19 protein-coding genes are annotated in these 23,216 nt (G+C 57.9%); 3 read left to right on the top strand and 16 right to left on the bottom strand.

From position 1 onward, the window contains the following. Positions 1 to 246: 246 nt before the first annotated feature. Positions 247 to 753 carry a non-heme ferritin gene (gene ftnA, locus PAGR_RS03975; RefSeq protein WP_013027178.1) on the top strand — a complete coding sequence of 169 codons (507 nt, stop codon included), beginning with the start codon at positions 247 to 249 and terminating at the stop codon, positions 751 to 753. Between the two features lie 49 nt (positions 754 to 802). Here ftnA and PAGR_RS03970 read toward each other — a convergent pair whose 3' ends face one another. Together PAGR_RS03970 and PAGR_RS03965 are read right to left on the bottom strand one after the other, a co-directional pair. Then, positions 803 to 3,166, bottom strand: a complete 2,364-nt coding sequence (locus PAGR_RS03970; RefSeq protein WP_014605061.1) for a glycoside hydrolase family 31 protein — start codon at positions 3,164 to 3,166, stop codon at positions 803 to 805. Between the two features lie 10 nt (positions 3,167 to 3,176). After that, on the bottom strand, positions 3,177 to 4,487 hold the full coding sequence (locus tag PAGR_RS03965) for an MFS transporter (protein ID WP_013027180.1): 1,311 nt from the start codon (positions 4,485 to 4,487) through the stop codon (positions 3,177 to 3,179). Positions 4,488 to 4,707: 220 nt separating this feature from the next. On the opposite strand from PAGR_RS03965, the gene PAGR_RS03960 reads away from it, so the two are divergent. Further along, complete coding sequence (locus PAGR_RS03960) at positions 4,708 to 5,772, top strand: LacI family DNA-binding transcriptional regulator (protein ID WP_015699526.1); 1,065 nt, start codon at positions 4,708 to 4,710, stop codon at positions 5,770 to 5,772. A 5-nt stretch (positions 5,773 to 5,777) separates the two neighbouring features. Here PAGR_RS03960 and PAGR_RS03955 read toward each other — a convergent pair whose 3' ends face one another. The 14 genes from PAGR_RS03955 to PAGR_RS03880 all read right to left on the bottom strand — a co-directional run bounded on the left by PAGR_RS03955 (position 5,778) and on the right by PAGR_RS03880 (position 21,455). After that, positions 5,778 to 6,866 (bottom strand): MBL fold metallo-hydrolase, encoded by a 1,089-nt coding sequence (locus tag PAGR_RS03955; protein WP_014605060.1) that lies wholly within the window; start codon positions 6,864 to 6,866, stop codon positions 5,778 to 5,780. Continuing rightward, positions 6,854 to 8,596, bottom strand: coding sequence for an ABC transporter permease (locus PAGR_RS03950; protein WP_014605059.1), 1,743 nt, complete (start codon positions 8,594 to 8,596; stop codon positions 6,854 to 6,856). The genes PAGR_RS03955 and PAGR_RS03950 overlap by 13 nt, the downstream gene beginning before the upstream one ends. A 2-nt stretch (positions 8,597 to 8,598) precedes the next feature. Next, positions 8,599 to 9,600, bottom strand: coding sequence for an ABC transporter substrate-binding protein (locus PAGR_RS03945; RefSeq protein WP_013027184.1), 1,002 nt, complete (start codon positions 9,598 to 9,600; stop codon positions 8,599 to 8,601). Positions 9,601 to 9,615: 15 nt separating this feature from the next. After that, entirely contained in the window at positions 9,616 to 10,683 is a 1,068-nt protein-coding gene (locus PAGR_RS03940) for an ABC transporter ATP-binding protein (RefSeq protein ID WP_014594597.1), read from the bottom strand. A gap of 74 nt (positions 10,684 to 10,757) precedes the next feature. Then, the gene (gene olsF, locus PAGR_RS03935) at positions 10,758 to 12,464 is read right to left on the bottom strand and encodes a bifunctional ornithine lipid synthase OlsF (protein ID WP_014605058.1); all 1,707 of its coding nucleotides are present in this window, start codon (positions 12,462 to 12,464) and stop codon (positions 10,758 to 10,760) included. 335 nt (positions 12,465 to 12,799) lie between these two features. Beyond that, a complete protein-coding gene (locus tag PAGR_RS03925) occupies positions 12,800 to 13,402 on the bottom strand; it encodes a cupin domain-containing protein (protein ID WP_013027187.1) in 603 nt (200 codons plus the stop codon). 384 nt (positions 13,403 to 13,786) lie between these two features. Beyond that, positions 13,787 to 14,686, bottom strand: a complete 900-nt coding sequence (locus PAGR_RS03915; RefSeq protein WP_014594600.1) for an ABC transporter substrate-binding protein — start codon at positions 14,684 to 14,686, stop codon at positions 13,787 to 13,789. 9 nt (positions 14,687 to 14,695) lie between these two features. Beyond that, the gene (locus PAGR_RS03910) at positions 14,696 to 15,490 is read right to left on the bottom strand and encodes an amino acid ABC transporter ATP-binding protein (RefSeq protein WP_014605057.1); all 795 of its coding nucleotides are present in this window, start codon (positions 15,488 to 15,490) and stop codon (positions 14,696 to 14,698) included. Beyond that, positions 15,474 to 16,400 carry an amino acid ABC transporter permease gene (locus tag PAGR_RS03905; RefSeq protein WP_014594602.1) on the bottom strand — a complete coding sequence of 309 codons (927 nt, stop codon included), beginning with the start codon at positions 16,398 to 16,400 and terminating at the stop codon, positions 15,474 to 15,476. The genes PAGR_RS03910 and PAGR_RS03905 overlap by 17 nt, the downstream gene beginning before the upstream one ends. Before the next feature lie 9 nt (positions 16,401 to 16,409). Further along, a complete protein-coding gene (locus PAGR_RS03900; RefSeq protein ID WP_014605056.1) occupies positions 16,410 to 16,922 on the bottom strand; it encodes a GNAT family N-acetyltransferase in 513 nt (170 codons plus the stop codon). A 10-nt stretch (positions 16,923 to 16,932) separates the two neighbouring features. Further along, positions 16,933 to 17,871, bottom strand: coding sequence for an ABC transporter substrate-binding protein (locus tag PAGR_RS03895; protein ID WP_014605055.1), 939 nt, complete (start codon positions 17,869 to 17,871; stop codon positions 16,933 to 16,935). An 11-nt stretch (positions 17,872 to 17,882) separates the two neighbouring features. Continuing rightward, positions 17,883 to 19,196, bottom strand: a complete 1,314-nt coding sequence (locus tag PAGR_RS03890) for an LLM class flavin-dependent oxidoreductase (RefSeq protein ID WP_044042286.1) — start codon at positions 19,194 to 19,196, stop codon at positions 17,883 to 17,885. A gap of 76 nt (positions 19,197 to 19,272) precedes the next feature. Next, positions 19,273 to 20,427, bottom strand: coding sequence for an amidohydrolase (locus PAGR_RS03885; RefSeq protein WP_014605053.1), 1,155 nt, complete (start codon positions 20,425 to 20,427; stop codon positions 19,273 to 19,275). Positions 20,428 to 20,453: 26 nt separating this feature from the next. After that, the gene (locus tag PAGR_RS03880; protein WP_013027195.1) at positions 20,454 to 21,455 is read right to left on the bottom strand and encodes an LLM class flavin-dependent oxidoreductase; all 1,002 of its coding nucleotides are present in this window, start codon (positions 21,453 to 21,455) and stop codon (positions 20,454 to 20,456) included. 588 nt (positions 21,456 to 22,043) lie between these two features. Between PAGR_RS03880 and PAGR_RS03870 the strand changes: the two genes are divergently transcribed. Further along, entirely contained in the window at positions 22,044 to 23,210 is a 1,167-nt protein-coding gene (locus tag PAGR_RS03870; protein ID WP_014605051.1) for an amidohydrolase, read from the top strand. Positions 23,211 to 23,216: the final 6 nt, after the last annotated feature.

Below are 23,216 nucleotides of genomic sequence, written 5' to 3'. Positions count from 1 at the left end.
CAGGCCGCATCCAGCCTGACCTGCCGGTAAAGGAAGCCGCACGGAAGCCAGGCGCACCGGCTTAGGGAGTGACAACTGGCGACCCGAAAAGCTGACCACAATGATAATCGCTCGCATTCAACAGTTGAAATAATTCTTTTTAAATCAACCAGATAAATTGCAAATTTTTCAATAAAAGGCTTCCCATTCGTTACCAGCCTGTTGCATAATTCACCACTAATTTATTAACACTCAAAGGACGCGGCCATGCTGACTGCTGAAATGACTGGACGTTTAAACGACCAGCTGAACCTCGAATTTTTCTCCGCCAATCTCTATTTACAAATGAGTGCGTGGTGCAGCGATAAAGGCTATGAGGGCGCAGCGTCCTTCCTGAAAATGCATTCGCGTGAAGAGATGGAACACATGCAGCGCCTGTTCGACTATCTGAGCGATACCGGTGCTATGCCGGTGCTGGGCAGCATTGCTGCACCGCCCGTTGCCTACAATTCACTGAACGAAGTGCTGATTCAGGCGCTGGATCACGAGAAGCTGATTACCAGTAAAATCAATGAACTGGCGCACTCAGCGATGACAACGCAGGACTATTCAACCTTCAACTTCCTGCAGTGGTATGTTGCAGAACAGCATGAAGAAGAGAAGCTGTTTAAAACCGTGCTGGATAAACTGGCGATGGTTGGCGATAGCGGTAACGGTCTGTTCCTGGTCGATAAAGACCTTGGACGCATGAGCACCGAAACCCACTCCGCCTAAAATAAACCGGCCCACGCAGGTGGGCCGGTAGTGTGATTTGCGCTCTGAGTTACGCCAGTCGGTAACAGGTTGTCATTTCCCCGTTGACCCACAACGGACGCTTCTCGCCCGGCGGTAAGCTAATCGCCATATCACGCCACGCTGGCTGATAATCTCCCCGCTTTTCAATGCTCAGCTCCAACCTTGACGCGCTGCTGGTTAACGTCCAGCTCAGCCAAAGCGCATTGCCCTTCTGCCAGCCGTGCGTTTCTCCATCGTCGTCAAACAGTTCGCCGGAGGTGGTCGCATTGCCCGGCGCAGGCCACAGCTGCAGTTCCCGTACGTTATCACGCTGCGCATCGGTGGTACTTTCACACTGTCCCAGTGGAATGGCAGCACCGGCACGGACCAGTAACGGCAGACGATCCAGCGGCGCATCCAGCATTACCGACTGTCCCCCCGCCAGCCAGCTACCGCTGTGCCAGTCATACCAGCCGTGGGCGTTATCTGGCAGATAGACCTGGCGCTGACGGGCGCCCTGCTCAACCACGCTTGCCACCAGCAAATCGCGCCCCAGCATGAAATCATCGCACTCGTCATAGGTGCGCGGATCGTGCTCGTGATCGAGGAAGGTTGGCCGCAGCATTGGCTCATCCTGCTCGCTGGCCTGCCAGGCCAGCGTATACAGATACGGCATCAGGCGATAACGCAGGCGAATAGCCTCACGAATCATTGATGTGGCTTCCGGATACATCCAGGGCTCGTTGACGGTGTGATCGTCATTCCATGAGTGAATGGTAAAACGGGGATGCATCACGCCATTCTGTACCCAGCGCACAAACAGCTCCGCATCCGGTTTATCGCCGGCAAACCCGCCCACATCGTGCCCGACGTTAAACAGGCCCGACAGACTCATTCCCAACCCCATACGGATGTTATAGCGCAGGGTTTGCCAGTTTGTCCGGTTATCCCCGCTCCACGTCTGCACATAGCGCTGCATGCCTGCGCAGCCTGAACGGGAAATCAGGTACGGCCTTTTTTCCGGGGCAAAGCGCTGCTGAGCCTCCATCGAGGCGCGCATCATCAGCAGCGGCATCACCGGTCGGATGTGCTTAATCGCAATGGGTTGGCCAAAGCCATAGCAGCGTGCTTCGCCGTCCCAGACTTCATATTCGTTATTATCGTTCCAGGTCGAATCGATCCCTTTTTTCAGCAACTGCTCAGTGACGTTTTGCTGCCACCACGCCACCGTTTTGGGATGGGTGAAATCCAGATGCGAGCCTTCATCATCCCAGAATACGGAACGCTCAGGCCGATCCTGTTCCGAATCGCGGATAAACAGCCCCTGATCCGCCACTTCTTTATAACGTGGATGATCCTGTAACAGGCAGGGCTTGATGTTGGCCGCCAGCTTCATCCCGGCCTGATGGAAAGCAGCGCACATGGCATTGGGATTCGGCACCTTGTCATAGTTCCAGTTGAACACGTAGCGCTTGTTATTGATGGAGGTGTAGCCCGACGACAGTTGAAACGAATCGCAGGGAATCTCATGCTCGCGGCACAGTTGAATAAAGGACAGGAGCTGTTGCTGCGCATCAGGCGCATCCGTGTAGTGCATGGTGGAGCCGCTGTAGCCCAGGCTCCACTTCGGTTGAAAGAGCGTCCGGCCGGTGAGGCGAACAAATGCCTTGGTCACCTCCAGCAGCGTCGGGCCCAGCATCATGTAGTAATCCAGATCGCCCGCCTCTGCGCGGTAACGGCGATAAGGCAGATGATAATTATCTAACTCATTCCCCAGGTCCAGCCAGCTGCTGGTGAGGTTATCGTAAAACAGCCCGAAGCTGACGCCGTCACGCTGGGTCAGCGTGAAAGGAATATGTTTGTAGAGCGGATCGGTACTGGCAGCGTTATAGCCCATCGCATCCAGATTGCGCATTTCGAAACGGCGATTGACCCGGTTGAGATCGCCGCTCTTTTCACCCAGGCCGTAAACCCGGTCCTGCGGCTGACGACGCTGATAATGTTCCACGCCATCGCCATGCATGTTCAGCAGGTAAGCCCCGGTATGGCGATCGACCGCCAGCGGCTGCCAGTCGGTGCCGTCAAAATGTTCCCAACTGAGGCAAAGGGGATAATGCACGGTAACCCGCAGTCGATCCGTGGCCAGACGGATTTGTTGCGCCTCCTGTTGCAGGGTAAAGGCGGGCAGCGTAAAACCTTCCAGCGATTCGCGGTCGCGCCCCTCCCAGGGCACATCCTCCTGCGGGGCAATGCTCCAGGTGCGGTTCAGCGCCAGTTCCCCGTCGCGTTTCAGCAGCACGCGCATCAGGCCGTTTTCTAATACGTAAATCCGTAAAAAGTGACGCTGCTCGACTTTCAGTTCGACAAAATGCGGCGTTTGTTGATGTAGCGTCCATGTCTTAAGTGTTTTCATGAGATTACCCTCACTGTTTAGCAGTACGTTGGCGGCGTTCGGCAATAAACATCACCAGAAAAACCGCGCCAATCAGATCAAAAAAGCCCATAGCAATAAACAAGGGATTGAAGCCAATGGTGTCGGCGGTAACGCCGATAATCAGTGAAAAAATAAAGCTGGCTATCCAGGCGCAGGACCCGCGCATGCCGTTGACCGTCGCCATCTGGCGGCGATCAAAACGCTCAACCACCAGCGCGCTCAACATGCAGGAAATCACCTGGTGGCCGAAACCGCCGATGGAGATCAGGGCAATGGCAAGATAGGGATCTTTAACCAGCGTCATCAGTGCCAGCGAGATCATCAGCGCGGCCCCGGTGACGGAACTGGCGACGATGGAGTTCACGCGGGAGCAGCCAAACCAGCGCACGTAGAGTTTTGTCAGGTAACCGCTGGCGACGCTGCCGAAGTCAGCGGCCAGGAACGGCAGCCAGGCGAACATCACGATCTGCTTCAGATCCATGCCGCGTTCATTGGCCAGGTAGAGCGGCACCCAGAAGCTCAGGACCGCCCAGGCGGGCTCGGCTAAAAAAGCCGGAATAGCGATTCCGTAAAACTTCTTCTCTTTCCCAATCACTTTCATCGCAGTGAAAAACGGCAGCTTTTCGCCGATGACTTCGTTGTCCTGGGTAATAAACGCCCGCTCCTCATCCGAGAGGCGCGGATGGCGTTCAGGCGAGTGATAGCCCCACCACCAGAGCGCCACCCAGATCAAACCCAGCCCGCCGGTGAGCAGGAATGCGCCCTGCCAGCCAAACGAGATATGCGCGATATAAATAATGGGCGGAGCCAGCATCGCGCCGACGGAAAAGCCAACGCCCGCCCAGCCTGCCGCTACCGGCCGCTCCTTTTTCGGAAACCACTCCCCGATGGCCTTGGCATTCGCGGGCGTGGCTGCCGCCTCTGATGCGCCCATCACAAAACGTAACAGCGCCAGATGCAACCAGCTTCCTGCCCCGGCGTGCAGCAGACAGGTGACAGACCAAATAACGGCGCAGATCAAAAAGCCCACTTTCAGACCGATAACATCAATTAACCAGCCGCACACAGGCTGAAACAGCGTATAGGCCAGTTGGAAAGCCGCCACGACCCAGGAATACTGCTCCGTGGTCATATTCAGGGTGCTTTTCAGTTCCGGTGCCAGAATCCCCAGGGAGTTACGGGTGATGTAATTCACCGTGACGCCCAGCAGGAACATGCCCAGCATCCACCAGCGCAAATTTTTAATCATCCGCAGCGGGCGCGACGACGCGTGAGTGCGGGTGGTCGAGTCGAGACTCATGATGAAACTCCTGTAGCCAGTGATTGACGCGTTGCCGCGCAGCGAGCCTGTTTATCTGATCCGACCTTAAAAAAGCCGAAAACGTGGGTACAGCCCATTTTTTGCAAACCTTTTCATGGCACTATCGGGAAATAACAAAAATGCCCTTGCAGACCAGCAGGGACACGATTCAGCACCTTATGAAAATTTTTTCATTTGCAGATTTGAGGGCGATCACAGAATGAAGCAAAGCTTAAAAGTGAGCGAAATTGCTGCCCTGAGCGGCGTGTCGATCAGCACGGTTTCGCGCGTCCTTGCCGGGAAAGCCAATATTCGCGCCGCCACGCGCGACAAAGTGTTACGCATCGCCCAACAGCAAGGCGTACTGGATAATCTTCAGCATGGTCGGCTGTTGCTTAATGACCTGATGGTATTTGCGCCACCGCGGGCATTCGATATCCGCACGGATATCTTTTATTACAAGGTGATCCAGGGGATCAGCGAAGCCGTTAAACCGCACGATGTGCGGTTGCGCTACTGCCCGCTGGAAGAAGTGGAAAGTGATGCCGCGCTGTTTATCGACAAGATGCAGCAGACGGAAGCCGCGCTGTTGATCGGTATCGACGATGAACACATTCATCAGCTGGCGGCCGAAATGAACAAACCCTGCGTGCTGATCAACGCCCGCGACCGCCGAATGCGCCTGCCCTCGGTGTCGCCGGATCATCAGCTTATTGGCGAGTTTTCCGCGCGCTATCTGTTTGAACAGGGCCATCGGCAAATTCTGTCGCTGCACTGCCTTCGGCGTTACACCATGGAGCAGCGGCTTCAGGGTGTACGCGATGCCTGGCATGCCATGAATCTGCGCTTCGACAGCCGCCAGCACCTGATTACGCTCAACAGTTTTAGCAGCAGCGAAGCCAGCGCCTGTCTGGGCGACTATTTGCGTCGCTGCCCGCAGGCGCAGCGCCCTACGGCGATTCTGGCGAGTGGCGATTATATTGCCGCCGGAACGGTGCAGGCGTTACAGCAAGCGGGCCTGCGGGTGCCGGAAGATGTGTCCGTGATGAGCATGGATGGTTTCAACCTGGCCACCGTGCAGGAGATCCCGTTAACCTCGGTTCAGGTTCCGCGAGACGAGCTGGGCGAGGCCGCCGTCAAAATGCTTCAGGCGCTGCGTTTAGATCCAAACCTGCCGCCCGGTAATCTGCTGCTGAACGGCAAGCTGGTGGTACGCGACTCGGTACGACGCATCCGGGATAATCCGGGTCATGCGCCGGTGCAGCAGCACGGGCTTTACAGCTAATGCGATCAGGCAAAGCTTTCCCAGCGGGATGACAGCGTAAAGTGACGCTGCCAGCTGAGCGTGGCAGACGCTCGGGCGATTAACTGCTGGCACAATGCCGGCTCGACAAAAGCGGGAATGACCTGTTCCGCTCCGCTGTGTTTGATCAACGCCAGTTGATCGTCCAGCGGGGGATGGACATTCCAGGGCAACCACTGCGCTGAGCCGTTTTGTAGCATCGCGAAGGCCCGCGTGCCGCGAGCGACATGACTGCTAAAAATCAGGTTGAACTCGGGTCGCTGGCTCAGCAAGGCGGCCAGGCCGCTGTCCGCCACCGCATCGGCCGCGACGATAACGCTGTCAGGTCGCCATTGCGCAGGCGTCGGCTCACGCAGCAACGGCAGCAACGCCAGCGCCGTGGCGGCCGGCAGCGCATTTTGCGCCAGCAGCTGTGACACGTCTTCCCGCACCTGCGGGCACAGCACCACCGGTAATCCTTTTGCTCGTAGCCGCAGTGCCATCTCCGGGCCTCTGCCGTGCAACGGCGCCGTGACCACCGCCCCGTGGCGGGCAGCCTGTACCAGCGCGTCAACCTGCTGATTAAGTCGCTGATGACGGTCGCCGTAAGAGGCATCGGTAATCAACCAGCGCGCCCGTGGTGGTCGGTCAAAAGGCAGCAGCAGTGATTCGCGACTCCAGTCGCCCATGTAGGTGATGCCGCCCGCGACCGGCAGGTGAAACCAGACGGATCCCGGTGAGTGGCCGCTCCGGCCGGTAAACAGATTAAGCGGGCCAACCGCGCACTGCCCGCGTAAGGGCAATGCGTGCCGCGATCGCGCAGGTACTGGGCACTCTCCCAACTGCTGCCAGGTCAGCTCCGTGGCGTAAACCGGCGGCGATCCCAACGCCTGCCAGCTGTCGAGTGCACCTGTATGGTCGCCATGAGAATGGGTCAGACAGATGGCATCGACGTGCCCCGTGACCGTTAAATCCGGCCTTACGCCGGGCTCCGGCCCCGCGCCCAGATCCCACAACAGGCGGTATCCCTGAATCTCAAGCAGGAAAGCGGCGGGCAACTTTCCCCCCACGCCGCTCACCACGGTCAGGCTTGCCATGGCAATACTCCCTGCGGCAGCGCGCGCGTCAGGCGCGTCGCCAGCAACATCAAGGTCAGAACAACCAGAATCATCAGGCATCCTACGGCGGCAGCCAGCGGTGCAGAGCCGCCCTCATCAAGAAAGATAATGGTTGGCCCAAGGGTTTGCGTATCGGAGGTCACCAGCAGCACCGAGACCTGAATTTCGTTCAGTGCGGTCAGAAAGACCAACAGGCTTCCCGCCAGCGCAGACGGCGCCGCCAGCGGCAGTAAAATATCGCCCATGCGGCGCAGAAACCCCGCCCCACACAGACGCGCGGCCTCATCCAGCGAGGGGTCAATTTGTGCGAAGCCCGCCAGCGTGGGGCGCAAGACCAAGGCCAGGAAGTTGGACAGATAGGCGGCGAGAATGATCCAGACCGTGCCGTAAATCGAGACCGCCAGCAGAGGAAGCGGCGGTAGAAAAAACAGGATTGCCGCCACGCCTGTCACGATACCGGGCAGCGCATAAGTCAGCTCGCTGGCAAACCACAGGCCGCGCACCAGTCGCGTGCGTCGCCAGCTCAGGAAGAAAGCCAGAAACAGCGCCATGACCGTGAGCATCAGCGTCGCCAGCGAGGTGAGCCACAGGCTGGTCGCGAAAGCATGGCGTATTGCGGGATAGCCCCACAGCGCCTGATAAAAGTTTTCCAGCGTCAGGGTCTGCCACGTCAAGGCCTGACCAAAGCCGCGCGTCAGCGCACTGGTCAGCAGCGCGCTGACCGGCATGATGAGCGTAGCCGCCATCCACAGCCAGGCCATCACCTCCGTGGGCAGCCGCGCGCCGTTAAGCGGTTGCTGAAACGGGCGCGGCGAGCCACTCACGCGAACATCACGCCGTCCGCCCAGCCAGCCGCTCAGCATCATGCCGGTTAAGGTGATCAGCGCAATCAGCAAAGAATAGACGGCCGTATCCGGCAGCGCACTGGGGCCAATGGCGTTAAGTTGCTGATAGACGAGCGTAATTAAGGTCGGCAGGCGTGCCGGAATGCCCAGCATCGCCTGAATACCAAAATTCCCGACCGCCGCCACAAAAGCCAGCGCCGCGCCCGCGAAGATGGCGGGACGCGCCAGCGGTAAAATAATGGTGCGCAGGATTTGCCCGTGCGAAGCGCCGCTAATCTGCGCGGCTTCCACCAGTTCTGCCGGTAAACGACGCAGCCCGGCACGCACCGTCAGGAACACCAGCGGCGCATTGTGCAGGCCCAGCAGCAGTACGATTCCGCCCCATGAATAGAGCGGTTGTTCACCCGGCGCGAACCAAGGTAAATCCAGCAGCTGAAACAGCGATGCCAGCAGGCTGCCTGGCGCCAGCGCCTGCAGCCAGGCAAGTGCCGTCACCTGTGGCGGAATCATCAGGGGTAAGATAAAGGCGAAGACCCAGGCTGCTTTAGCGCGCATATCGCTCAGCGCAACCAGCCAGGCGGCGAGCGTGCCAAGCAACAGCGACAACAGGGTGGCGCTCAGCCCGATGCTTAAGGTCGTTAACGTGGCGCTGAGTACCCGGCGGCTGATCAACAGCTGCGTCAGCCGTGTCAAATCCGGTACGCCCTGCGGGGCCATCGCTGTCCAGATCAGCCGGGTAAAAGGCGCCACGGACAGCAGCCCGATCGTCAGCACCAGCAGCCCTAGCACCCAGGGTTCAGCGCGAAAACGCCAGCGCGTGCGATGCACCCGGCGAGGCTGACAGTCGTTACTCAGCACGCTCATTCTCAGCCACCGAATAGCGCGGTAAACTGTTCACGCACCTGCGCATCATCGGCCACCGCCTTCTCCACGTCCGGGGTCAGCAGTTTGATCTGGTCTACCGGAACAAAGCCTTCAGGCGCGGCAATGCGGTCATCGACCGGCCGGTTACCCTGCTGAACCACCAGTTTCTGTCCCGGCTCTGACAGCAGAAAATCCACAAAGGCTTTCGCGGCAGGCAGGTTATGCACCGATTTCATAATGGCGACGGGTTCCGTGACGTAAGACACGCCCTCTTCGGGATAGACCAGGTCGATGGGCGATCCCTGTTTTTTGGCCCGGATAATGTCGGCATCGGTAATCACACCATATTTATCCAGTCCACTCGCTACGGCTTTTAACGCAGGTCCGTTACCGCCCTGCGGCGCGATGCCCAGCGCCGCCAGCTGTTTATAGAAGTTCCAGCCGATGTCAGGCGTCGTGATATCCGTGTGCAGCTTATACAAGGCAGCCCCGGAGTAAAGCGGACTGGGCATGGCAATTTGCCCTTTGTTGTCCGCGTTTAGCAGGGCTTTCCAGCTGTTAACGGGTTTAGCGCGCTGCGTGTTGTAGGCAATCACGGTGGCGATAATTTTGGTGCCAAAAAAGGTTTTATCCCGGTCATAAAAGGCGGGTTTCAGGTGATCGACGGGCGCATCCTGATACGCATAGAGCTGCTTCTCTTTCTTCAGTGCGCCAAGGTTGATGGCGTCGGCAACCAACAGCACGTCGGGCTTCACCTTGCCGCTCATCATTTCCGTGTGCAGCACGTTCATTAACTGCGTGGTGCCGTTGCGCGTCCATTCCACCTGAATACCGGGATAGGCCGCTTTGAACGCGTCCATGGTTTGCTGCGCAATTTCCGGTGCCTGCGAGGTGTAGACCACCAGCGTGCCGGCAGGCTTGTCTGCCGCCAGCGCCAGCGTGGGGCCTGCCAGCGCAGCCGTGAAGAGCAGAGATGTAACCGAGGTAAGCATGAGTTTTTTCATACTGTCTGAAGTCCTTTATGCGGGAAGAATCCAGCCGTCAGTCACGGCAATATTTACGGTGTCGTTAACCCTGAGAGCAGAGACATCGTCAAGGGCCAGCGTGATGGAAACCTCAGGCTCTGCCTGTGGAGACAGATGGATGTCGTAATGGCCGCCGCGGTAAATCAGGCGTTCAACCCTGGCGGTGAAATGGCCGGTTTCGTCAGCCGCCAGGCGGAAACTGGCCCGATGAAAGCTGGCTTTACCCTGCGGCAAGGCTGTCTGATGCGCGGCACAGCGCAACCGCATCCGTGTACCAAACAGCATCACCGATGCCTGGCCCTGGCCTGTCGGTTCAATCTCTTTTACCGGCAGCACGCGCCCCTCATCAATAAAGGTGGCGACCATCTCATTAGCGGGCTCACGCCACAGGGTTTGTGGTGAAGCAAACTGCATGACCTGCCCCGCATTCAGCACCACAACGCGATCGGCGAGCGCCATCGCTTCGCGCTGATCGTGGGTGATATAAATTAAGGTGGCCCCGCTGTGACGGTGAAAACGGCGAAACTCCTCTTCCATGGCGGCACGCAAATGCACGTCAAGGTTAGCCAGAGGTTCGTCAAGCAGGACCAGCCGGGGCTTTGCCACCAGGCAGCGGGCCAGGGCTACGCGTTGACGCTGACCGCCGGACAGATCGGCCGGGCGGCGATCGGCAAAGGCCAGCAGGTCGACCAGCGCCAGGGCCTGCCGGATACGTTCTTCCCGATCGGCACGGTTTACGCCGCTGACTTTCAGGCTGTAGCCTACGTTTTCAGCCACCGTCATATGCGGCCACAGCGCGTAGTTTTGAAACACCACGCCAAGATCGCGGTTTTCGGGAGGCAGATGAAAATCCGGGGAGGCAAACAACGTGTCGTCCACCCAGATCTCGCCGCGATCCAGCGTTTCAAATCCGGCGATTAACCTGAGTAAGGTCGTTTTGCCGCAGCCGGAGGGGCCCAGCACGGCGATAAACTCACCCTGCTGGATCTCCAGCGAGACCGCCTCAAGGACCGGCTGCGCCGCGAAGGCTTTATTCAGCCCGGAGAGTGAAATTGCGGCCATGTTGATGTCGCCTTTGCCGTGTACGTTTTGTGCAAGACGTTACGACAGTTTGATGACAGGACCGTGACACCGGGCTACTTCGGCAGATGGACCGCCACGTAGCGCTCGTAGCGCGATGGCTTGATTTTGGTTAAATCTGCCAATACCAGCCCATCAATACAGTTGTTAAAGTCCGGGTCGCTGCCGAAATCAATAAACTGCACCCCGCCTGGCTCATAGACTTCGCAATACTGTTTGTAGAGCGTGGGGATGGCGACGCCGAGGTTACTGAGCAGCTGCTTCAGCCGCTGAAGATCCTCTTTGTAATCATTGCCGCTAAACTGGGCCAGTACGGCAGGCAGAGAGGCCGGATAAGGACAGCGCGAGGTCGCCAGCGGAAAGTCCGTTGGGAAATAGATCCGATAGAACGCGACCAGCAAATCGCGCGCCGCCAGCGGCATAGTGCCAGAGATGGAAACCGGTCCGAACAGATAGCGCACCTCGGGATATCTGGCCACGTAAGCCCCGATGCCAAGCCAGAGATAGTCCAGCCCGCGTTTACCCCAGTAGGCGGGCTGAATAAAGCTGCGGCCCAGTTCAATGCTCTGACGAAGAATAGGGATCATGCGTTCGTCGTAATGGAACAGGCTGTGACTGTAGAGGCCTTCCATGCCGCGTCGTTCCAGCTGTTCGCCACCGGGGATAAACCGGTAAGCCCCGACGATTTCCAGCTCTGCGTCGTCCCACAGAATCAGGTGATAGTAGTCATCATCGTAGCTGTCGAGATCCCGTCGGCGACCGCTGCCCTCACCGACGGCACGAAAGGCAATCTCACGCAGCCGTCCCAGTTCACGCAGTATCGGCACCCAGGTCGCCCCGTTACGCCGCCACAGATAGATCTTCTTGCCGTCAGGCGTATTGCCCAGCAACTCGCTTTGCAGCAGAGCCTTTTTCAGTTCGGCACGATCTTCCGCCAGCGCGATGGCGGATTCTGTCTGGAAGAGCCCTTTTTTGCCCTGCCCCAGGCGGTAAACATGTTTTCGCACGCGCTTTGCCAGCTCTTTGCCGGGCGTATGGCCATCGTGCCAGTGCGCGAAGGGGATCTGCGCGCCGATACGCAGTTTGATGCGCATCCCGCGTTGTTTAAACATTTCACGCACCAGCATCAGCATCGCCACGGACGGTGCGACTTTCGCGGTGGCATAGAACAGTGAGCTGTTTCGACCTTCGACATGCACCGGTACCAGCGGCGCGCGCGCTTTCGCGGCCAGGCGCAGAAAGCTGTGATGCCATTCGCGATCGCGCACGCCGGCGCTGGTCAGGCGGGACACTTCGCCCGCCGGGAAGATAATCAGGACGCCCTGATTGCTCAGGTGCTGTTGCATGTGCTGCAGCTGCTGGCGGTTGGTGCGGTTACCGATATTGTCGACGGGTAACATCAGGCTGTTGAGCGGTTCCAGCAGCATAATTAGCCGGTTCGCCACGATTTTCACGTCGCGGCGAACCTGAGATATCGCATGCAGTAACGCCATGCCGTCGATGGTACCCAGTGGATGGTTCGCCACGATCACCACCGGTCCGTGCGATGGGATCTGCTCCAGATCGCGCTCGCTAAGTTCGCAACGGACGTCAAGATGTTCCAGTACCTGCTCGACCATATCCAGCCCTTTCAGGTGGGGATAGCGCGCGGCAAAGCGCTGGAATTCATCTTCACGTAGAATCCACTTCAATATCCGTTTCTGCCAGTTGGCAGGACGCTGGTTCGGCCAGAAACGTTCAATGACCTGATCGACTGAAAACATAGTTAACCTTTCGTGCCTGTCCCGGAGATACAGCGAAAGTAAGTCGCATTGTTTGCACTTTTATGAATTACGGCAGGTCGGCAGGCAAATTTGTTGGCGCTGTCAGCGGCACATGAGCGCCTAAACAGGTTTTCATCAGGAAAAACAGCAGGATAAGACAGGATATTTCGCCGGCTCGGCGCGGCGCCGGGATATGAAAAATCTTAATACTGGTTGCTATAAAGGCGCTAACGTCTCCTGGCCGCCTCTCAGCAGGAGGCAGCGGGGCCGGTTGCCGCTGCCAAACCTCTGCAGCCACGTCTTCATCCCTTTTGGGCAGCCGGTCCCTGTGCGCGCTACGGGTTGTGCATCATGGCGGCAACCGGGGTCCAGATCTCGGTCATCGCGCCCGCTTTACCCGTAAAGGGATCCCGTTTTGGCAACGGGACTTTTTTCACTTTTTCCTGGGACAGTTTGAGCTGGCCGATTTCATCGCGCAGAATTTCAGGCTTCAGCCCTTCAGGATAGGCACCTACCGCCAGGAAATCTTCGCTGGCGGAAACCTGTCGATGCCCGACACCCGCAGGGATCAGCACGGCATCCCCTGCCCGCAGGGTAATCATGCGGCCACTGTCGCCCCCAAACAGCACTTCCGCCCAGCCTTCAGCGACGCCAAGAAGCTCATGCGTATTAGGATGGTAGTGCATATAGGGAAACAACTGATCGCGCCAGTCAGGCGGCCAGCCATTTTTTTCAAAGGTTTCCTCGAACCAGGTGGCGATATTCTCTTCGTCCTCCGGCACCACGCGTGGCCAGATAATCAGCGGCAGCGGATTGTTTGGTACGCCGGCAGACGGGCTGGCGAACATCAAATGTTGTGGGTTATTTGATGCCCCAGCTGAAAATGTGCCTGCTGCGAAAGACATCAGCAACATCAGACTGGAAGTTTGGGCAGTCATACAATGTCTCCTTTTTTTCTTTAGTGTGACAAAGGTCGCAGGGTTGGAATGTGCGCTATACATCACAATTTACATAATCACTCTAACTCGCTAACCAAAGCCAAATTAGTTGTTAACAATATCTCCTTAACCCGCTAAGTCTTTTTTATCTGGTAGGATTAATCTGTAAACGGTGCGGCGGCCATCGTTGCCCGCTGAACCGCCCGCTTTTTTGCCGCCGTCAGCGCGAAGATGAAGACCAATACCGCCAGAAAATGACGGGCCGATGACACCGCCCCGATCTGCTGCGCGGGCTGTTGCAAGGAAATAAAAAAACCCGCCAGAGCTGACGGGTCGGTGCACGTTCATGGGCCTTAACGGAAGCGCCTGGCTGGCTCGTTTTACTCAGTAAATAATCCCGGGTGGATTAACCATCGAATGGGTAATCGCCTCATCCTGCTCGCCCCAGCGTTGTAACACCTGGCGATACTGCCCGCCGGCAATAGTGCCATCCAGCGCGGTTTGCAGCGCCGCGGCCAGGCCATTGCCTTTTTTCGTGGTCACCGCTACCCAGGCGCGGTAGGGCCCCTCGCCGACTAATTTCGTCTGGCCGCGTGACGCCACCTTCCAGGCCGCCACGGCGTGCGGACCAAACATCGCATCTGCCCGCCCTGAAAGCAGATACAGCGTGGCCGAGGCATCGTCGGTCAGGTAAATCGGCGTGACCGGTGGCAATCCTTTCGCCCGGTTCTGTGCGTCCCAACTGAGTAAAATACGTTCCTGATTGGTGCCGGAGGCCACGATGATGCGTTTGCCCGCCACGTCTGGCGGAGAAGTTATCGCGCTGATCGGACTGTCCGCCTTGACGGCAAAGGCGTGGTTATCGGCCCGATAGGTCGCAAAATCAAACTTCTTTTTCCGCTCTTCGGTCACCGCGATATTAAACATGGCCACGTCATAGCGCCCGGCACTGATCCCCAGCGGCCAGTCCTCCCAGGAAGCCGGTACCAGTTTAAGTTTGAGCCCGAGGCTGTCCGCCAGCAGGCGGGCAATATCCGGATCGCTGCCAATGCGGGTCACGTTATCCGCCGCCAGCAGCGCCAGCGGCGGTGAGTGAGTGGCTGAAGTCGCTACCGTTAACGTGCCGGGCTCAACAAAATGAAAATCCGCCGGAATTTTTTTAACCGCCTCAGGGTTCACGGGCGCGTGAATCGGCTGTTCATTTCGGGCGACATCCGGTTTTTCCTCGGCAAAAACCGCGCCGCTCACCAGCAGCGCGCACAGCGTCACACAGGCATATCTCATTCTGGCCCCTTAGAGTACGCGCGCCAGAAAGCGGCGCGTTCTCTCATGTCGTGGGTGGTTTAACACCTGGCTACTGCTGCCCTGCTCGACAATTTTTCCGTCCACCATAAACACCACGTTGTCAGCTACCTCGCGGGCAAATCCCACTTCGTGTGTCACGATGACCAGCGTGGTGCCCGATCGGGCCAGCTTTTTAATCACGTCCAGCACTTCGCCGACCAGTTCCGGATCCAGCGCCGAGGTTGGCTCATCAAACAGCATCACCCGGGGTTGCAGCATCAAAGCCCGGGCAATGGCAATGCGCTGCTGCTGCCCGCCAGAGAGATGCCGGGGCCACGCATCGGCCTTATGACGCAGGCCGACGATATCCAGTAGCTCACCGGCACGGATTATCGCTTCACGCTTCGAGAGCTGACGGTGCGCGATGGGCGCTTCGATTAAATTTTGCAGTACCGTAAGATGGGGAAACAGATTGAAGTTCTGAAAGACATAGCCCACGTTAATGCGCTGACGCAGAATCGCCCGCTCCTTCAGCTCATATAGCCTGTCACCCCGACGCTGATAACCAATGTAATCACCGTCAATCTGGATAAACCCTTCATCCACGCGTTCCAGGTGGTTAATGGTGCGCAGCAGCGTCGATTTTCCCGATCCTGATGGCCCCAGAATCACCGTAACGGAACCGGGTGCCAGATCCAGCGAGACGTTGTCCAGCGCCTTGAGCCTGCCGAAACGTTTGCTGACGCCGGTAATGCTGATGGCTCCGGTGGTAGGGGATAAATGGTAATCAATGGCTTCGGACATGGCCGATCTCCTCAACAGGATTAAGCGGTGCGACGCGAGTGCGCCATTGTCGCCAGCGCGACGGTTGGGGTTCACGGCTGACGCTGCGAGCCAGCCAGCGCTCAACGCTGTGCTGAATCACTGACAGGACGGTGGTGATAATCAGATACCAGGCCGCGCCGACCATCAGTAACGGGATCACTTCCTGGTTGCGGTTGTAGATCATCTGGATGGTGTAAAACAGTTCCGGCATCGCCAGCACATAGACCATCGCCGTGCCCTTCGCGAGGCTGATAATCTCGTTAAATGCCGTCGGAATAATGGCGCGTAACGCCTGAGGCAGAATGATGCGAAAGGTGCGACGCGACGCGGACAGCCCGAGGGCGGAAGCCGCTTCCACCTGACCGTGATCGACACCCAGAAAGCCGCCGCGAATGATCTCTGCACTGTAGGCTGCCTGTACCAGCGTCAGACCAATCACCGCCGCGGGAAACTGGCCCAGCACATTGATGGTCTGAAAATGGCCCCATGACAGCGAGGTAAAAGGCACGCCAAGAGAGAGCGTGTCGTAGAGATAGGAGAAGTTGTAGAGAATGATCAGCACCACGATCAGCGGCAGCGATCGAAACAGCCAGATGTATCCCCATGCCAGGCTGCTTAACAGCCAGGACGATGAGAGCCGCGCCAGCGCCAGTACGCCACCGAACAGCAGGCTGAACACCGTGCCCAGCAGGGTCAACAGCAGCGTTTGCCCCAGGCCATGTAAAATTACCGGATCAAAGAACCAGCGGGCAAACACGCCCCATTCCCAGCGTGGATTAAACGCTACCGACTGCACCACGCCCGCCAGGATAAACAGCGCTACCACGGCGCCCAGGGTGCGGGCGGGATAGCGGGCAGGCACCACATGAAGTTGTTGTTGATGACGCATGCTCGCTCCTTAACTTGCCTGCGCAACGCTGTGCACGTCGATGACTTTGATGAAGCGTAAGCGTCCATCGTGCGGTGGCTGTCCGAAACGCTCCAGATCGCCACTCAGATCGAACTGCGGCTCATAGCCGTGGCCGGTATATAAGCGCACCGCCTCGGGCTGGCGGAAACCGGTGGTCAGAAACAGGCGCTGATAACCGGCGCGCAGCGCCCGTCGCTCCAGCTCTTTTAGCACCACCAGCGCCAGCCCCTGACGACGCAGGTCGCCACGCGTCCAGATGCGCTTCAGCTCTGCCGTGTGCGCGTCGTAAGGTTTGTACGCGCCCATGGCGATAATCTCGCCGTCGCGCTCCAGCACAATAAATAAGCCGTGCGGCGGCAGATACCATTCGGCCTGCTCCTGTTCCTGATGGCGGCTGAAATAATCGCCATAGCGGGCCGCATATTCACCGAATAAACCGGTCAGGATGGGCACCAGCTCCGGCGCATCCGGTGACAGCTCGCGGAATTGCAGTTCACTCATCATGCGCTCCTTAGTCACCCAAACCCGGTGGATTAATCTCGGAATGGTCGATGCGTTCAACGCCCTCGCCCCAGCGATCCAGCACCTTCTGATAGTCACCATTTTGAATGACGCCGTTCAGGGCGGTGCTGATGGGTTCAGCTAACCCACTGCCTTTTTTTACCGTGACGGCAATGTGCGCGGCTTTCGGCCAGCCCCCATCAACGCTGCCGACCAGGCGGGTTTTGCCGTTGAGCGCCGCTTTCCAGGCACCGATCACGTTAGGGCCAAAGTACGCATCCGCTCGTCCGGCCTGCAGCGCCAGCGTCTGGGCGGCGTCATCTTTGGTGTAAATCGGCGTGAAAGGCTTAAGGCCCCTGGCCTGATTTTCTTTATCCCAGGCGAGTAAAATCGCCTCCTGATTGGTTCCGGACCCCACAATGATGCGCAGTCCGGCAATATCATCGGCTTTAGTCAGCGACTGGATTGGGCTGCTGGTTTTGACGTAAAACCCCAGCGAGTCTTTACGGTAGGTCGCAAAATCAAACTTCTCTTTGCGCGCCTTCGTCACGGTGATGTTGGTAATGGCGGCATCATATTTTCCCGAGGCCACGCCGAGCGGCCAGTCTTCCCAGGAGGCCGGCACCACGTTGAGCCTCAGCCCCAGGCTGTCGGCCACCAGCCTGGCAATATCGACTTCGCTACCCAGCAGCGTTTTATTGTCATCCGAAAAAACAGTGAGCGGCGGGGAATTCAGCGCCGCTACCGCCACGGTCAACGCGCCCGGTACGGCAAAATGATAGTTGGCGGGCAGCTGCGCCACCGCGCTGGCATTTTCCGGCGTGTGGATCGGGGCTTTGTTGGCCTCAAGACTGACGCGCTGGCCATTTACGGCGACGCTGGTGCTTTCCGCCAGGCTGCCACCGCTGACGCTAAGCATCAGCAAGGCGATAAAACTCGTTTTATGCATAGCAAAGGCTCTTATTGTGAGGTGAATTGATTAACCGGCTGTGGCAAGGCAAAGCTGTCACGCAGCGTTCGGCCCGGGTAGTCACGTCGCGCTAACCCGCGCGCCTGCAAGACGGGCACCACCTGGTCAACAAAACGCTCAAAGGTATCAGGCGTACCGCCGTTGATGATGAAACCGTCTGCCGCCTGGCTTTCAAACCACAATTGCAGGCCGTCGGCGACCTGCTCCGGCGTGCCATGAAACAGCGGACGTGGCGTGGCCGCTTCCAGCGCCGCCTGACGCAGCGTGTGCCCCTGCTCGCGGGCTTTGCGTTTAATCTCGTCGGTGGTACTGCGGAAACTGTTCTGGCCGATATCACCGAGATCGGGAAAAGGCGCATCGAGTGGATACTGTGAAAAATCGTGATGGTCGAAGAAGCGACCGAGATAGTTGAGCGCATCCTGGATGGAAACCAGCGCGGCGGTGGTTTGATATTGCTGCTCCACCTCCTCTGCATCTCTGCCGACAATCACGCTTACGCCCTGAAAAATATGCAGATCCTGTGGCTGACGGCCGTTTTTCACCAATTGCGCTTTAACATCCCGGTAAAAAGCCTGGGCTTCTTCTCGCGTTGGCTGATGCGTAAAAATGGCATCGGCATGACGCGCCGCCAGCTTTTTGCCGTCCTCCGAGGCACCTGCCTGAAAAATGACCGGTCGGCCCTGCGGCGTGCGGGAAACATTGAGCGGTCCCTGCACCTGAAAGAAGTCGCCGTGATGGTTAAGCGTGTGCAGCTTCGCGGGATCGAAAAACTGACCACTCTCTTTATTGCGAACAAAGGCATCCTGTTCCCATGAATCCCACAGCCCTTTCACCACCTGCAGATATTCGTCGGCAATACGGTAACGCAAGGCATGTTCAGGGTGCTGCTGGCGAGAAAAGTTCTTCGCCGACCCTTCCAGCGGAGAAGTGACCACGTTCCAGCCCGCACGTCCGCCGCTCAGGTGATCCAGGCTGGCGAACTGGCGCGCCACGGTAAAGGGCTCGCTATATGAGGTGGAGACGGTGCCTACCAGCCCCAGATGTTCGGTGACGCCAGCCAGAGCCGACAGCAGCGTTAAGGGTTCGAACCGGTTCAGAAAGTGGGGAATCGATTTTTCGTTGATAAATAAGCCGTCGGCGACAAACAGAAAATCCAGTTTGCCCTGCTCCGCTTTACGCGCGATTTTTTTCGCGTAGTCAAGGTTAATGCTGGCATCTGCCTGGGCTGCCGGGTGGCGCCAGGCCGACATGTTTCCAGAGGCGCCATGCAGAATGGTACCCAGTCGAAGCTGTCTTGTGGTCATGATGTGCTCTCTTTTGTGCATCAGGATGCCAGGCAGCTGTCCGGGACAGCCACACAGGCACTTCAGGCGGTTGAAATCAATTCAGGGCGGGTTCACGACATCGGTCGTGAAGATGGTGCAATGCCTGCCGGGCGAGTTGCGCAAAATAGTGGGCGGCAGGCGCTATCGAAGATTCGTCGGGGGTGAAACCGGCATGATGCAGGCCAAAGTCGCTGGCGCTGCCAATGCTGACAAACGCGCCCGGCACCTGCTGGAGGTAGAAGGCGAAATCTTCCCCACCCAGGTGTAGATCGGCAGTCTGAACCTGATAGCCTACCTGGCGAGCCACCTCACTGCTGAACTGCGCCCAGTTCGCGTCGTTAACCAGTACGGGCGGTCCGGCATGCCAGTGCAGACTGGCCTGAGCGCCATTCGCCAGGGCGATGTTCTCCACCAGCGTGCGAACACGTTTTTCCAGTTCCGCCCGTAGTTGCAGATCGTGGGTGCGGGCCGTACCGCCAAACTCCACCGTTTCTGGCAGCACGTTCCAGGTCTTGCCGCCGTCAACGCGGGTGATACTGAGTACCAGGCTATCGAGCGCATTAAAGCTGCGACTGGTCAGCGCCTGCAGTGCCTGAATGATCTGGCTGGCGACCACGATGGCATCAACGCCCTGCTCGGGATGCGCAGCGTGCGCGCCCTTACCTGTCACGTGGATAACAAACTTGTCGGCATTGGCATAAAACGCCCCACCACGCGTGGCGAAGGTCCCGCTCGGCAAGCCTGGCTCGTTATGCATGCCAAAAATGGCCTGTACCTGATCCAGCACGCCAGCCTGAATAAACTGCCTGGCACCGCACGCAATCTCTTCGGCTGGCTGAAATAAAATACGCACCCGTCCACGAAGCTGATGTTGCTGAGCCTGCAGTTCGAGCGCCGCCCCAAGCATCACGGCACTGTGTAAATCGTGGCCGCAGGCGTGCATGACTCCCGGCTGGCGAGAGTGAAAACTGACGCCGCTGGCCTCGTGGATAGGCAGCGCATCAATATCGGCACGCAGTGCAATCAGGTTTTCACCGCTGCCGATTTCCGCGACCACGCCGGTTTCCAGTGGATAATCCAGCAAGCGAATGCCGGCATTCTGAAGCCACTGGCGTAACCGCGCGGTCGTCGCAAACTCCTGGCCGGAGAGTTCAGGCCAGGTATGTAATTCACGTCGCCATTCAATTAACTGTGCTTCGTTCAGACTCATGGTTTACCTCGGCTAACACATCGTGCTCAGGCGGCGACCCACTGATGGGTGGCCAGTAGCTCCAGCGATCGGTAACGCGCGCGGGGATCGGCAATCGGCGTGTCGATAACAAACTCGTCAATGCTGAAGTTGCGCTGCAGGGCCTCCAGTTGGGCGTGGACCTGTGAAGCGGTGCCTTTCAACAGGGACGGCGTACGTGGCTCAATCAGGTAGTCCGTAAAACCGCCCTGACGGACATAACGCTCCGCCTGTTCCAGGCTGGCGACGTTCACGCCTGGCCCGTTTTTGACCTGCACGTGGAAATGCCTGAGATCGGCCACCAGCAGCTCGGCCTCGGCGGGCGAGTCAGCTACGACCACCTGCACCGCCACCAGCGCCCGTTTGCCCTGTGCCTGTTGTGAATAGGCCCGCAGAGATCGCGCCAGAAGCTGACGATCGCCGTTGATATGCGCGGCAAACACGAACTGCCAGCCCAGCCGGGCCGCCAGCCGTGCACTCTCTTCGCTCCCGCCTAACAGAAACCGCTGTGCCGGACGGGCCGGTAACGGCGTCGCGCGCACGGCTTCGTCCTCGTCCCGCGGTCCTGTCTCAGGCTTCAGCCAGCTGTCCAGTTGCGTAAGCTGTTCGTCAAAACTGCCCTTTTCGTCCTGATGGACCCCAAGCTGCAGTGCCCGAGTTGAAAGCGGCAGGCCGCCCGGTGCTTTACCGATGCCCAGATCGATCCTTCCCGGCGCCAGCGACGCCAGTAAATTAAAGTTTTCTGCCACTTTGTAGGGGCTGTAGTGCTGCAGCATCACCCCGCCAGAGCCGATACGAATATGTTGAGTTTGCGCCACCAGCCAGGCGATCAACACCTCAGGTGACGGGCTCGCCAGCTGCTCAATATTGTGGTGTTCAGCCAGCCAAAAGCGGTGATAGCCCCATTTTTCAGCCTGTTTCGCCAGCTGCAACGTGCGCTGGAGCGACGCCGCCGGTGTTTCACCTTCCGCTACGGGGGCTTTGTCTAACAGACTTAACTGATATGCCATTCACCTGTCCTCACTCATTTCCGTTATGGGCCAGTGTGGCGATGAGGATATATTTCGTAAAACAATAAATATGAGAATATGAAGTTAAAAAACGGCAATAGAATTTAAATAATAAAGTAATTAACCGAGGAGATTATTATTTCCGCGCGTAAAACATGATCGCGGAGAAGAGTAAAAAATCGCTCAATCACCATTTGCGTATTTTAACTAAGCTTTGATTAATTCCTTATTTTATCCGCGAAAGATCTCGCCTGATGATGATTCATCAAACTCACGATCTCAGGGCAAAAAAAGCATGGCAAAATTCAGCATGTTATTACACCGTCTCTTTTCAGGTAAACAGGGTTCAGACTGCCAGCACAGCGCAGTAAAAGCGCAGACGGCGCGGGCGGGCTCAGCCTCTGACAGCGCGTTATCCCCCCGCCATAATGTGTCGCGAGATAATAATCAACCTGCCGGTGTGCCGGTTTTATTTACCCATGAAAACGCCCCGACGTTATTACGCGATTACCCCTGGCAACCGAATCATCTTTAATCACCCGTCAGCAGCCTCAGATAAGGCGTTGGCCTGTTTAAATAAGGAGACTCATGACGTCATTATTAACGGAACAGCTGGTGCAGTGGCGTCGGGAATTGCACCAGCATCCCGAACTCTCTCATCAGGAGTTTGCCACCACGGAACGTATTACACGCTGGTTAAAGCAGGGTGACATTCGTTTGCTGCCCCTGCCGTTGAAGACCGGCGTGGTGGCGGAAATCGGCCAGGGAGAACCGTTGATCGCCTTTCGCGCCGACATTGATGCCCTTCCCATCGATGAAGGGGTGAACGTACCCTGGCAATCCCAGCGGTCAGGCGTAATGCACGCCTGCGGGCACGATATTCATACCTCGGTGATGCTCGGCGTGGCACATCAGCTTAAGCAACGCGAAGCCACGCTGCCGGGCCGCGTGCGGCTTCTTTTTCAGCCCGCAGAAGAGACGTTTGAAGGGGCCAGCCAGCTGCTTGCCGCAGGCGCGCTGAACGGCGTAAAGGCCATCTTCGGCATGCATAACGCGCCCGATTTGCCGCTGGGCACGCTGCGAACCCGGCCAGGCGCGTTTTACGCCAACGTTGACCGCTTTACGATTCGGGTGCACGGCAAGGGCGCCCATGCCGCACGGCCTCAGGAGGGGATTGACGCTATCGTCATTGCAAGCCACATCGTCACCGCCCTACAGACGCTGCCTGCGCGGGTGTTTAGCGCTCTGGACACAGTCGTTTTGAGCGTCACGCGTTTTACGGCGGGGAACACCTGGAATGTCCTCCCGCAGCAGGTGGAGCTGGAAGGCACGGTCCGCACCCATAATGCGGCGCTACGTCAGCAGATACCTGAGCGTATGACCACGCTGATTCAGGGCCTCGCAGCAGGCTTCGGCGCGCGGGCGGAACTGGAGTGGATAGCAGGGCCGCCCGCCCTGATCAATACGCCAGAATGGGCAGAGGTTGCGCTGGACCAGGCCGCCCAAAGCGGCTATTGCGCGGAAGAGGCTGCAACGCCGCTGATGGGCGGAGAAGATTTTGCCTTTTATCTGCAGCAGGTGCCGGGCGCCTTTGTGAATATCGGCAGTGCCAGCGCGTTTGGCCTGCATCATCCAGCCTTTAATCCCGATGAGGCACTGTTGCGGCCTGCTGTCGACTATTTCACCCAGTTGGCACCGCGCGCCCTGAACATCGTGGCGGCACAGTCCGTGCGTGAAAGCGAAACTGTTATATAAAAAATG

This window comes from Pantoea ananatis PA13 (genome assembly GCF_000233595.1).
Classification (GTDB): Bacteria; Pseudomonadota; Gammaproteobacteria; order Enterobacterales; family Enterobacteriaceae; genus Pantoea; species Pantoea ananatis.
This window is presented reverse-complemented; position numbering and strand designations above follow the sequence as displayed.